11 protein-coding genes are annotated in these 13,235 nt (G+C 24.5%); 9 read left to right on the top strand and 2 right to left on the bottom strand.

The window, feature by feature from the left end; genetic code table 11:
* Positions 1 to 3: 3 nt before the first annotated feature.
* The 9 genes from ACTTAR_RS03720 to ligA all read left to right on the top strand — a co-directional run bounded on the left by ACTTAR_RS03720 (position 4) and on the right by ligA (position 9,522).
* Positions 4 to 1,071 (top strand): UDP-N-acetylglucosamine--N-acetylmuramyl-(pentapeptide) pyrophosphoryl-undecaprenol N-acetylglucosamine transferase, encoded by a 1,068-nt coding sequence (locus ACTTAR_RS03720; protein WP_440681711.1) that lies wholly within the window; start codon positions 4 to 6, stop codon positions 1,069 to 1,071.
* Complete coding sequence (murC, locus tag ACTTAR_RS03715) at positions 1,061 to 2,455, top strand: UDP-N-acetylmuramate--L-alanine ligase (RefSeq protein ID WP_440697751.1); 1,395 nt, start codon at positions 1,061 to 1,063, stop codon at positions 2,453 to 2,455. The genes ACTTAR_RS03720 and murC overlap by 11 nt, the downstream gene beginning before the upstream one ends.
* A complete protein-coding gene (murB, locus tag ACTTAR_RS03710; RefSeq protein WP_440681715.1) occupies positions 2,455 to 3,360 on the top strand; it encodes a UDP-N-acetylmuramate dehydrogenase in 906 nt (301 codons plus the stop codon). Before murC ends, murB begins: the two co-directional genes overlap by 1 nt.
* A gap of 1 nt (position 3,361) precedes the next feature.
* Complete coding sequence (locus tag ACTTAR_RS03705; RefSeq protein ID WP_440681716.1) at positions 3,362 to 4,276, top strand: D-alanine--D-alanine ligase; 915 nt, start codon at positions 3,362 to 3,364, stop codon at positions 4,274 to 4,276.
* 130 nt (positions 4,277 to 4,406) lie between these two features.
* Positions 4,407 to 4,925, top strand: a complete 519-nt coding sequence (locus ACTTAR_RS03700; RefSeq protein WP_440697750.1) for a cell division protein FtsQ/DivIB — start codon at positions 4,407 to 4,409, stop codon at positions 4,923 to 4,925.
* Complete coding sequence (locus ACTTAR_RS03695) at positions 4,922 to 5,626, top strand: hypothetical protein (RefSeq protein ID WP_440697749.1); 705 nt, start codon at positions 4,922 to 4,924, stop codon at positions 5,624 to 5,626. Before ACTTAR_RS03700 ends, ACTTAR_RS03695 begins: the two co-directional genes overlap by 4 nt.
* 64 nt (positions 5,627 to 5,690) lie before the next feature.
* Positions 5,691 to 6,611 carry a UDP-3-O-acyl-N-acetylglucosamine deacetylase gene (gene lpxC / locus ACTTAR_RS03690; RefSeq protein ID WP_440681850.1) on the top strand — a complete coding sequence of 307 codons (921 nt, stop codon included), beginning with the start codon at positions 5,691 to 5,693 and terminating at the stop codon, positions 6,609 to 6,611.
* Between the two features lie 54 nt (positions 6,612 to 6,665).
* Positions 6,666 to 7,490, top strand: coding sequence for an outer membrane protein assembly factor BamD (locus ACTTAR_RS03685; RefSeq protein ID WP_440681849.1), 825 nt, complete (start codon positions 6,666 to 6,668; stop codon positions 7,488 to 7,490).
* A 1-nt stretch (position 7,491) separates the two neighbouring features.
* Positions 7,492 to 9,522 carry an NAD-dependent DNA ligase LigA gene (gene ligA / locus ACTTAR_RS03680; RefSeq protein ID WP_440681848.1) on the top strand — a complete coding sequence of 677 codons (2,031 nt, stop codon included), beginning with the start codon at positions 7,492 to 7,494 and terminating at the stop codon, positions 9,520 to 9,522.
* Here ligA and ACTTAR_RS03675 read toward each other — a convergent pair.
* Both ACTTAR_RS03675 and ACTTAR_RS03670 read right to left on the bottom strand, forming a co-directional pair.
* The gene (locus tag ACTTAR_RS03675) at positions 9,505 to 11,199 is read right to left on the bottom strand and encodes a M24 family metallopeptidase (RefSeq protein WP_440697748.1); all 1,695 of its coding nucleotides are present in this window, start codon (positions 11,197 to 11,199) and stop codon (positions 9,505 to 9,507) included. The two genes, ligA and ACTTAR_RS03675, sit on opposite strands and share 18 nt — an antisense overlap.
* Positions 11,196 to 13,232, bottom strand: coding sequence for an ATP-dependent helicase (locus ACTTAR_RS03670; protein WP_440697747.1), 2,037 nt, complete (start codon positions 13,230 to 13,232; stop codon positions 11,196 to 11,198). The genes ACTTAR_RS03675 and ACTTAR_RS03670 overlap by 4 nt, the downstream gene beginning before the upstream one ends.
* Positions 13,233 to 13,235 lie beyond the last annotated feature (3 nt).

The following is a 13,235-nucleotide window of genomic DNA, read 5'->3' as shown; positions in this document are numbered from 1 at the left end:
TTTATGAAAAAAAAAGTTTTGATTTCAACGGGTGGATCTGGGGGACATGTTTTGCCTGCAGTAATAGTTCATGATCATTTAAAATCTAGTCATGAAATAATAATATCAACTGATCTAAGAGGATTAAAATTTTTACAAAAAGAAAATTATAACACAATTATTATTAACACACCAAAATTAAGTAATTTATATTTTTTTCCTATCTCAATAATAAAAATTTTTATCTTAACACTTAAGTCTTACAAAATATTAAAAAAAGAAAACATATCAATCTTAGTTTCCACAGGTGGTTATATGTCATTACCACTTTGTTTGGCTGCAAAATTATTAAGCATTAAGATTTTTTCAATTGAACCAAACATGGTCCTTGGAAGAGCAAATAAATTTTTTTTAAATTTTTCAAAAAAAATAATTTGTTATTCAAAAAATTTAAAAAATTTTCCTAAAAAGTTCGAGCACAAAATAACTTTATCCAAACCATTAATTAGAAAAAAATATTATGAAAATTTTTTTAATAAAAAAGATAATAATTTATTCACAATTTTAATTATTGGTGGTAGTCAGGGAGCAAATATATTTGATACTCTATTTAATAATACACTTGTTAATATATCTAAAATTTGCTCTTTAAAAATTATTCATCAAACTAACAAAAAAAATATTGATGTATTAAAACAATTCTATAAAAAAAATAATATATTAAGTAAAGTTTTCACATTTGATCAAAACCTAAATAACCTCATGATTGAGTCTGATTTATGTATCACTAGAGGTGGAGCATCAAGTTTAGCAGAACTATCTCTGATAAATCTTCCATTTATAGTTATACCTTTACCTAATTCAAAAGATAATCATCAGTATGAAAATGCTTTATACTATGAGAGTAAAAATGCATGTTGGATATTTGATCAAAATAACTTTGATGAAAAAAAGTTTGAGGAATTATTGTCAGTTATTTGTAGAAAAAATAATGAATTTATTGCTAAAAAAATTAATTTAAAAAAATTAAATTATCAAAATACTTGGAATAGTGTTAATCAAAAATTATTAGAAACTTTTAATGAATATTAAATTAGCAAAGTCAGAACTTATACATTTTGTTGGTATTGGTGGAATAGGTATGAGCGGTCTATCTTTAATAATGAAGAGTAAAGGATTTAAAGTTCAAGGAAGTGATATTTCAATAAATAAAAATATAGAAAGATTAAAAAAAGAAAAAATTAAAATTTCAATTGGTCACAAAAAACAAAATATTAACAAAGCTACAATTTTAGTTATATCTTCGGCAATAAAGAAAAATAACCCAGAGCTATTAGAGGCTAAAAAAAGACAATTACCTATTTATAAACGTGGAGAAATGTTAGCAAACATAGTTTCTTTAACTAAAAACATAGTAGTAGCTGGTTCACATGGTAAAACAACAACCACATCGTTAATCGCTTCAATATTCCAAGAAACTAAAATAGATCCAACAATAATAAATGGAGGAGTAATTAATTCAATTAATCATTCTGCTAAACTTGGTAAAAGTGATTGGTCTATTTTAGAGGCTGATGAATCTGATGGAAGTTTTATACATATATCTCCAACGTATTCTATAATTACAAATATTGATCGGGAACATATGGATTACTATCGTTCAATGAAAGATTTAAATAAATATTTTATCAATTTTGTAAATAAAGTTCCTTCATTTGGAAAATCATTCATTTGCTTAGATGATAAGAACAACAAAGGTATGATAAAAAATCTCAAAAATAAAAATTTTTATACTTATGGATTAGATTCAAGGTCAAATTTTTGTGTGCAAAATATCAAACAAACTAAAGAATACTCAGAATTTAATTTAAATATAAGTCTACCAAATAAAAAAAAAAGAATTATTAAAAATATTAAAATCCCTTTATTGGGAATTCATAATATTAAAAATTCAGTTGCAGCTTTAGCATTAGGTTTGACTGTTGGTCTGCCTATTTTAAATATAAAAAAAGGTTTAAAGAATTTTTCAGGAGTTCAAAGAAGATTTAATAAAATTTTTTCTTACAATAATGTGGATTTTTTTGATGATTATGCTCATCATCCTACTGAAATAAAAGAAGTTCTACGGGGTGTAAATCAAGTTTATCGAGACTACGAAAAAATATGCATTTTTCAACCACATAGAATATCGAGAACTAAAGATTTAAAAAAAGAATTTACTTTTGCTTTTAAGAATGCTGATAAAGTTCTTCTGTTTCCAATTTATGCGGCTGGTGAAAAAATTAGACTTGGATTTAATTATATTAATTTTGCAAAACAAATTATAAAAAATTCTAAAGTTCAACTATTTCTTGTCGAAGATAGATTTCAATTAGCAAAATTTATTAAAAGTAACATATACGGTAAAAAAATAGTAATAGGGATGGGTGCAGGAACTATTTCCGGTTGGATGAGAGAGCTACCAAAATATTTATAATGAGTATTGATAAACAAGATTTTTTTTTGGAATTTAAAAATAACATAAAATTAGATTATGACTTAAAAAATAAAAATTGGTTCAATATAGGTGGAAAAACAAAAATTTATTTTAAAGCAGATGATTTAAAAGAATTAATAAAATTTTTAAAAAAAATCCAAAATAAAGAAAAAGTATTTATCCTGGGTGGAGGTTCTAATACTTTAATATCTGATCAAACATATAATGGAATAGTAATAAAACTCTCAAAAAATTTTAATAATATTTCAAAATTGTCTGAAGAAATTTTAATAGCAGGTAGTGCGGTTACTGATAAATCTTTATCAGAATTTGCGATGGAAAATGAGATAGGTGGTTTTGAATTTTTATCCTGTATTCCAGGAACAGTTGGAGGTGGAATTAAAATGAATGCTGGTTGTTTTAATAGAGAATTTAAAGATATTCTAATATCAATACAGGCGGTAAATAAATCAGGGCAAGTATTAACAATACCAGCAAAAGACATTAATTTTAAATATAGAGATAGTAGATTACCAGATGATCTGATTTTTTTAAGTGCATCTTTGAAAGGATATAAAAAGGAAAAAACTTTAATAAAAAAAGAAATGGAAATCTTAAAAGTTAAAAAAGAAAAAGCTCAACCTACTAGAATAAAAACAAGTGGGAGCACTTTTAAAAATCCTATAGATCAAACTGATAAAAAAGTTTGGCAATTAATTAAAGAATCAGTTCCAATAAACAAATCATTTGGTGATGCATCTATTTCAGAAAAACATTGTAATTTTTTTGTAAATAATGGAAATGCAAAATTTGAAGATATGAAAAAACTAATTGAATATGTATCAAATAGTGTTTTTGAGAAAACAGGTATTAAGTTAGAAAAAGAAATAAAAATATTAGAGTAAATTGAAAAAAAAAATACTTATAATTTCTGGAGGGGTTTCAAAAGAAAGATTAATAAGTCTTGATACAGGATTACAAGTTTATAAAGAACTAAAAAGATATGGGTATAAAGCTAAAATCTCTGAACCCAACATTGATTTGGTAAAAAATATTAAAAACTTTGAACCTAATATAATTTTCAATGCATTACACGGTCAGTTTGGAGAAGATGGCTACATTCAAACGATTCTTGAAAAATTTAAAATTCCATACACTCACTCAGGTCCAGTTTCTTCATCTATTGCAATGGATAAAGATTTGTCAAAAAAAATATTCATTAAATATAAAATTAAGACACCTAAATATTTTATTTATTCTTATGATTTACATAAATTTGAATTAATAAAAAAAATAAAAAAAAAATTAAAATTTCCTATTGTTATCAAACCTTTAAATGAAGGTTCGAGTGTAAATGTTTATATTTGTAATGAAAAAAATATTATTAAAAACTTAGATTTACTTAGAGAATATAAAAAGATAATGATTGAAGAATTTATAGGTGGCAGGGAAATTCAAGCTGCAATTTTGGGAAATAAAAAATTAGGAGCGATTGAACTTAAACCAAAAAGAAAATTTTACGATTATCAGGCAAAGTATAATTCAAAAGCAAAAACAGAACATATAATTCCAGTGAAACTTCCAGATAAAAAATTTAGAGAATTGATGGATATAGCATTTAAAGCTCACAAGTTGATTGGATGTCGTGGTGTGACTAGATCAGATTTTAAATTTTATAGAGGAAAATTTTATTTACTTGAAATTAATACTCAGCCTGGAATGACTAAATTGTCTCTAGTTCCAGAAATTGCAGCTTATAAAGGAATTAATTTTATAAAATTAATTGAATGGATTTTAAAAGATGCATCAACGAATAAGTAGAAAAATTGTAATTTATCTTTTAATTTTTTTTTTAGTAAGTTCTATAGGTAATTATCATTTAATTAGTTTTAATTCTTTCAAAAAAGTCCAATTTACTATTGTAGGGTTGGATAACTCAAATATTTTAAACATGACTAAAAACTTAAATAATTTAAAAATTAAAAATATTTTTTTTTTAAATAAATCAAAAATTTCTGAAGTAATTGAGTCAGACACTTTAGTAGAAAATTATAGTGTATTTAAAAAATATCCCTCTAATCTTACAATTCAAATTAAAGATACAAACTTTTTGGCAAAGATAAACGTAAATAATAAAATTTATATAGTTGGCTCAAATGGAAAACTAATAAATAATAATTATAAAAATGATAATTTACCATTCATATTTGGCAAACCAGAAATTGATGAATTTCTTAAATTTAAAAAATTAATTGATGAATCAAAATTTTCCTATGATCAAATTAAAAATTTATATTTCTTTCCCTCCAAAAGATGGGATGTGGAGCTAAATAACAAGGTACTTCTAAAGCTATCAAAAAAAAATATTAAAGAGTCTTTAAATCAAGCATTCGAATTTTTTAATAATACTAATTTTAAAGAAATTAAATTAATTGATGCAAGAATTAAAAATCAGATAACTATAAAATGATTGATGTTTCAGAAGTACAAACTTATTTAATAATATCAAAAAAAAATTTTGTTATTTATTTATTTGATAAAAAAAAATTGAAAACTTTATATTATGAAAAGTTAGACTTAGAAAATAAAATTAATGATTTAGATTTAGAAAGCTTAAATAATTTCCTAAATGAAAATATTTTTAAAATTGAAAAATTAATTGGTAATTTTATAAAAAATATTTTTATTTATTTAGAAACTGAAGATATTTTTAATATTAATATAAGTTTAAAAAAGAAAAGTTATGAAAAAAAATTACAAGTAAATTTTTTAGAAAATTTACTTGTTGAAGCTAAAGATTTGATTCAAGAAAATTATGATAAATATAAAATTACTCACATGGTGATAAATAAATATATTATAAATGGCAAAATTTACACAAACTTCATAAATAATCAGGACACTGACAATCTTGGCTTAGAAATTAATTTTAAGTGTTTTCATAAAAATCTTTTGTTACAAATTACTCATATATTAGACAAATATCATATTGAGATTGATAGATTTCTTGATTTAAAATATGTAAATAGTTCTTTTCCAGATGAAAATATTGATCCGGTAATAAGATGCTATAAAGTTTTAGATGGTTTCAATCAAAATGAAATTAATTTAGAACCAAAAAATATTAAAAAAATTGGTTTTTTTGAGAAGTTTTTTCAACTTTTCAGCTAAAATTGTTTTTTCTTGTAACATTAGTTGTTTTTTAATCTTACAAATTTCAAAATAGACGTATGGTATGTCTTATTTAACTCAAAAAACTTTAAAAAATAATGTTTCATTTAGTGGGGTAGCACTTCATAGTGGCCTAGATGTAAATGTAAGCATTAAACCTGCTGAACCTAACTTTGGTATAGTATTTAAAAGGATGGACATCGCAAATGATAATTTAGTATATCCAAATTTTATGAATGTTTCTAATACCTCTTTAAACACAACTATAGAGAATGAATTTGGTGCAAAAGTATCAACAATAGAACATTTGATGGGCGCTTTGTTTGGTCTTGGTATAGATAATGCTTTGATAGAGATAGATAATGAGGAAGTTCCTATTTTAGATGGATCAGCAAAAATATTTATTGAAAAAATAATTAATGCAGGAATTGAGATAAGTGATGTGCCAATTAAAATAATTAAAATTAATAAAGAAATAAATTTTTCAGATGGGGAAAGGTTTATATCAATTAAGCCATCTACATTGAGTTTGGATATAGATTTTGAATTAAAATATAAAAATGAAATTATTGGAAACCAGAGAAATAATTTTAAAGTTTATGAAGATGATTTAACAGATGTATATAATTCTAGAACTTATTGTCTTTACGAAGATATAGAGATGATAAAGAAAAATGGTCTTGCTAAAGGTGGTAGCTTAGAAAATGCTGTAGTAGTTAAGGGAAAAGAAATTTTAAACCCCGAAGGATTGAGAAATGACAAAGAATTTGTAAATCATAAAATTTTAGATTGTATTGGAGATCTTTACACCTCGGGCTATAGAATTGTAGCATCTGTAAAATGTTCTCAAGGAGGACATTATTTAACAAATCAATTGTTAAGAAAAGTTTTTCAAAATAGAGAAAATTTTTCGATTATAGAAATTAAAGAAAAAAACCTTCCTCATTCACTAATAAATAGAAATATATTAAAATCTATTGCTTAAATATTAATAAATATTTATTAAAATATCATATTTAAGAGTATAAGTTTATCAATTGTGAAAAATATAGCACATCTTTTTGTAATATTGATTTTTTGTTTATCCTGCTCAAAGCAGACTGTTGAGAAATCGGTAATTAAAGAAACAAATCTAGAGCTCCAAATGATAGAAGCATACAAAGAAGGATTAGAACAATTAAAAAAAGGTGATGTTTTATTTGCTGCGAAAAAATTTAATGAAGCTGAAATTCTTTTTCCTCAATCTGAAGTGGCTCCAAGGTCAGCATTGATGGCTGCATATTCTTATTATTCACAAAATTATTATGGTGATGCTATAGCTGAATTAAATAGATTTCTTAGAGTTTACCCAAATCACAAAAATATAGCTTATGCTGAATATTTATTAGGTTTATCTTACTATGAACAAATTGTTGATGAAACAAAGGATTTAAATTCAATACAGAGTTCAAAAAAAATATTCTTAGATGTTGTGAAAAAATATCCCAATACAGATTTTGCAATTGATGCTGAATATAAAATTAGTCTAATTAATACAATATTGGCCGCAAAAGAGATGTATCTAGGAAGGTATTATTTTGATAGAAAAAAATGGATAGCATCTATAAATAGATTTAAATTTGTTGTTGATAATTACGAAACATCAATTTATGTGGAGGAAGCCCTTCATAGACTGGTTGAAATTTATTATATTATTGGATTAGAGCAAGAGTCAAAAAAATATGCTAGTTTATTAGGTTACAATTATAAGTCATCTAAATGGTACGAAAATTCGTATAATATTTTTGATAAAAATTACCAAAAAATTAAAATTCGAAAAGAAGAGAATAGTATTTTAAAAAGCTTTAAATCTCTATTTAATTGAGATGAATAAAAAAGTAATTCAAAAAAAATATAATAATAAAATTCGATTAATTAGCAAATATAATAGTTATTATTATGATAAGAGTGAGCCTATTGTTAATGATGAAGTATACGATAATTTAAAAAAGGAGATTTTACAACTTGAAATAGATTATGAATTTTTAAATTCAGAAAAATCTCCTAGTAAAATTGTTGGATATAAACCTTCAAAAAACTTTAAAAAATCATCACATAAAGTACCTATGCTATCTTTAGGAAATGCTTTTTCCGAAGAAGATTTGAACAACTTTGAAAAAAAAATTAAAAATTTTTTATCTATTAAAGAAAATATTAATATTTATTATAGTGCAGAACCTAAAATTGATGGAATATCTGCTTCTTTAACTTATATAAAAGGAAAGTTTCATAAAGGTCTTTCGAGGGGCGATGGGAAAGAAGGAGAAGATATAACTTTAAATTTAGAAACAATTGATGATATTCCAAAAGTTGTCTTATCTGAGGATTTTCCTGAGGAAATAGATATTAGAGGAGAAGTATTTATTCAAAATAGTGATTTTAAAAATTTAAATAACAAATTTGCTAATCCTAGAAATGCGGCATCAGGATCTTTAAGACAAAAAAACCCAAATGATACAAAAAAAATACCTTTAAAATTTATTGCATATACTTTTGGATATGAAAAAGGTTTGTTAGTAGAAAACCAATCTGATTTTATAAAAAAATTAAGCAAATGGGGTTTTAAAACAAATCCATTAAACAAATTAATTTCTGGAGTTAAAAATTTAATTGAAAACTATAATGAAATAGAAAAAAAAAGAGCAAATCTAGATTTTGATATAGATGGAATTGTTTACAAGATTAATGATTTTGCTATGCAAAAAAGATTAGGAAATGTGGCTAATGCTCCAAGGTGGGCAATAGCTCATAAGTTTTCATCTAATAAAGCTATTTCCCAAATATTAGATATTGAAATTCAAGTTGGTAGAACTGGAGCTTTAACCCCAGTGGCAAAAATTAAACCTATTAATATTGGTGGAGTAGTTGTGTCAAATGCAACACTGCATAATGAAGATGAAATAAATAGAAAAGATATCAGAATTGGTGATACAGCTGTTGTTGAAAGAGCAGGTGATGTAATACCTCATATACTATCTGTTGATTTAAAAAAAAGATCAAAAAATAGTTTAAAATTTGTATTTCCAAAAAAATGTCCTTCATGTGGGTCGGTAACAATTAAGGATTTTAATTCAGTTACAAAAAAAATTGATGCAGTTAGAAGATGTTCCAGTGAAGGTTATTATTGCGAAAAAATTTCAATTGAAAAATTAAAGCATTTTGTTTCTAAAGAGGCGTTCAATATAGATGGATTGGGAAAAAAGATAGTTGAAGGTTTTTGGAAACAAAAATTTATAAAATATCCTCAAGATATATTTAAACTAAACTATGATAAAATTGAAAAACTGGAAGGTTGGGGAAAATTATCTGTAGAAAACTTAAAATATTCTATTAATCAAAGAAAAAATATATCCCTAGAAAGATTTATTTATTCATTAGGCATAAGACATATAGGATTAGAAAACGCAAAATTGTTATCAAAATATTTTGTATCATTTTTAAAGTTTAAAAACTTATCTACAACAAAGAACTATGAAGATTTGTTAAATATTGATGGAATAGGTGATACTCAAATAAAATCTATTAAAAGTTTTTTTATAAATAAAGAAAATATTCAAGTTTTAAATGAATTAGAAAAAGTTTTGATAATTAAAAATGCAACTTCAACAAAAAAAGATGGAATTTTAAAAAATAAAACATTTTTAGTAACAGGAAAACTAAATAATATTAGTAGAGCAGAAGTTAAATCATTAATTGAAGAAAATTCAGGCACAACGGTAAGCACTGTTTCAAAAAAACTAGATTATTTAATTACAGGTGAAAAACCAACAAAAAAGAAAATAGATAATGCTAAGCAGTTAAAAATAAAAATTATAGATCAAGGCGAATTTTTGAAAATGTTAAATAAAACTAGCTAACCATTTTTTCTCATTTGAATTTAAATAGCCTGATATTTTTGAATAAACTTCCAAATGATATTTGAAAAGATAATTTTTTTCGTTTTTGGTTAACAAGTTATAATTTATTAAATCTTTTTCAATCGGCGCCAACGTCAAATTTTCAAAAAATAAATTTTTTTTTGATTTTTTTACATAAACTAAATTTTCAATTCGAATTCCATATTCATTAGTTTTATAATATCCAGGCTCATTACTTAAAATCATACCTTCTTTTATTTTCACTGTGTTTATTTTTGTAATTGACTGTGGTCCCTCATGTACATTAAGAAAAAAACCAACACCATGACCAGTGCCATGTGCATAATCTAAATTACTTTTGTTTAAAAATTTTCTAGCTCTTTTGTCAATTTTTTTACCAACATTATCTTTATTAATGTCAGTTGTAGCCACTGCAATATGACCTTTTAGAACTTTGGTAAAAATATTTTTAATATTTTTTTTTTGTTTTGAAAAACAAATTGTTCTAGTAACATCTGTTGTACCATATTTGTATTGCCCTCCAGAATCACAAAGAAAAATGTCTTTTTTATCTATAATTCTGCAATCATTTTTTTTTGCTCGATAATGAACAATTGCACCATTCTTCCCAGCACCAGCAATTGTATCAAAGCTTGGATATAAAAAATTTTTATTTCTTTTTCGAAAATTTTCTAATTTTATTGCTGCGTCAACCTCTGTAATTTTCTTTTTATTAACTTTTTTTATCCAATATAGAAATTTTGTTAAGGCTACCCCATCTGAAATATGAGCATTAATCATATTTTTAATTTCAGTTTTATTTTTAATTGCCTTTAAATGATAAGTAGGATCTTCTCTGTTTATAATATTAAATTTCGACTTGATTAAATTTTCATAGAATATCGAGCAAGATTTATCATCTATTATAAAGTTTTTTCCTTTTAGATTTAAGATTTTTTTTGGTAAATCTTCAATATCTAAAAATTCATTTTTTTTTAAAATTTTATTTTTAAATAGTTTTTTACATTTTTGGATTTTGCTAATTAACAAAATTTTATTTGTTTTACTTATTATTAGTCTTGAATTTGGTACAGGACTGTTAGGACCATCCCCACCTCTTATGTTTAAAATCCACGCAACATTTTCTGGCGCGCTTATAAAAATGTAGTCTGATTTATTTTTTTTTAAATATTTTGATATTTTATTAATTTTAGATTTAGTACCTTCACCAGTAATTGTTTTGTTTAACGAGAAAAAAGGTATAGCTAAATTTTCTCTTTCTTTTTTTATTTCGTCAATTAGATTTTCATTGATAAATTTAATTTTATTATATTTTAAAAAAAAGTTTTTAATTTGTGTATTTGTAAATAATTTTGGATCAATACCAAGTTTTAGATTTTTAAATAAATTAAAATTTATTAATTTTTCAAATCCAAGAATTTTAAAATTTTTACCACACTCAATTTGACTTTGGATAGTATATCTACCATCAGTAAATAAATAATTTTTATTTTTTAATATTATAGCTAATCCAGCAGATCCACTAAAATTTGAAATAATTTTTAGTCGATTAATTTTAGAGTATTCAGTAAAATAATCATCATTTTTAGGAACGATATATCCATCAATTCCATTTTTTTTAAACTTTGTTCTCAATAATTTAATATAATTTTTCACTTAATTCTCTTTTGATATCTTATCCAACCTGGACTTCTAGTTCCTTCTTCAATTTCAAAATCTTGGTTAAATTCAAAATCATCATCACTGTTAATTTCCTCTTCAAAGAAAGAATTTTTCTCTAAATGTTTTTCTGGTAGCTCGTCAATAAATCTTGAAGCCATACTGTCGATCCAGTCTCCTTGATAAAATCTGTTCATTGAAAAAGATATTATAGCTTTTTTCTTTGCTCTAGTAATCCCCACATAAGCTAATCGTCTTTCCTCTTCTAAGCCGTTTTGACCTTTTTCTTCAATTGATTTTTGATGAGGAAATAACCCTTCCTCCCAGCCAGGTAAAAAAACCACGTCAAATTCTAGTCCTTTTGCAGCATGCATCGTCATCATATTTATTTTTTCACCATCCCATTCTTGGTCTATTGACGTTGCTAATGAAACGTGTTCAAGAAAACTTTCTAAATTATCAAACTCTTTCATAGCACTTAATAATTCTTTGATATTTTCAAGTCTATTTTCATTATCAAGATCCTTCTTATTTTTTAACATGGCAGAGTATCCTGACTCATCTAATACTATTTGTAATAGTTTGATATGATTTGAATTTTTTATGATTAATTCATTTCTCCATTTATTTATAGAATTTAAAAATAAATTTAGTCCAATTTTTGCTTTCGGTTTTATTAGATTTTGTTCAAGCATAAGCTTTGATGCTTTTTCTAAATTTAAATTTTCTTTTTTTGCAAATTCATGGATATTTTTTAAAGTACCATCTCCTATTGATCTTTTTGGATTATTAACAATTCTCTCAAAAGCAAGATCATCTTTTTCTTGATGAATCAACCTCAAATAAGCTACACAATCTTTTATTTCAGCTCGTTCATAAAATTTCGTTCCTCCTAATATTCTGTATGGCATACCAATTTTGAGAAATCGCTCTTCAAATTCACGCGTTTGAAAAATAGCTCTAACAAGAATAGCTATATTATTGTAAGAAAATTTTTTTTTAATTTTTTTTTCTATTTCATCTGAAACTCCTATTGCTTCATCTTTTCCATTTTTAAAACAATTCAATTGAACCAAGTCACCTTCTTCCATAGTTGTAATTAAAGTTTTACCAACTCTATTTTGATTGTTAGAAATTAGATTAGACGCTACAGACAAAATATTTTGTGACGATCTATAATTTTGTTCTAATCTTATTACTTTAGTGTTTTTATATACTTGATCAAATTCTAAAAAATTTTTTATTTCTGCACCTCTCCAGCTATAAATTGATTGGTCGTCATCCCCAACACAACAAATGTTGTTATTTTTTTCTGATAATAGATTTAGCCATTTGCTTTGTATAAAATTTGTATCTTGATACTCATCGACAAGTATATATTTGAAATTTTTTGAATAAATTTCTCTAATATCAGAATTGAACTCTAAAATTTTTACTGTATGTAAAATCAAATCTCCAAAGTCACATGAATTTAGATCAGTTAATTTTTGTTGATAAATTTTGTATAATGGTAAAATATTTTTCTCGTAAATATCTTTTTTATTTATGATTACTTCATTTGGGTAATAGCCTTTATTTTTCCATCTATCAATTATTGCAAGTATAAATCTTGGCGATAGTTGTTTGATATCAATATTTTCAGCTTTACAGATATTTTTGATAAGTCGAGTTTGGTCATCTGTATCTATTATTGTAAAGTTGGAGTTCAAATTTGCTGCAGATGCATGTTTTCTTAATAATTTTGCACAAATTGAATGAAATGTTCCAAGCCAAGACAGTCCTATAGCTGTAGAACCAAGAATTTTACCAACTCTATTTTGCATTTCTTTTGCAGCTTTATTAGTGAATGTGACTGCAAGAATTTGATTTGGATAAGCTTTTTTTTCTTTAATAATGTTAGCTATTCTTGATGTTAATACTTTTGTTTTTCCAGACCCAGCTCCAGCCACAATTAATAAAGGCCCATCTAAGTGCATCACAGCTTCTTTTTGAGCCTCGTTTAAATTATTTAAATATTCTCTATTTATCATTCA

This window comes from Candidatus Pelagibacter sp. HIMB1709 (genome assembly GCF_052047635.1).
Taxonomy (GTDB): domain Bacteria; phylum Pseudomonadota; class Alphaproteobacteria; order Pelagibacterales; family Pelagibacteraceae; genus Pelagibacter.
Note: the sequence above shows the minus strand (reverse complement) of the source record. Positions and strands in the feature narration are given on the sequence as shown.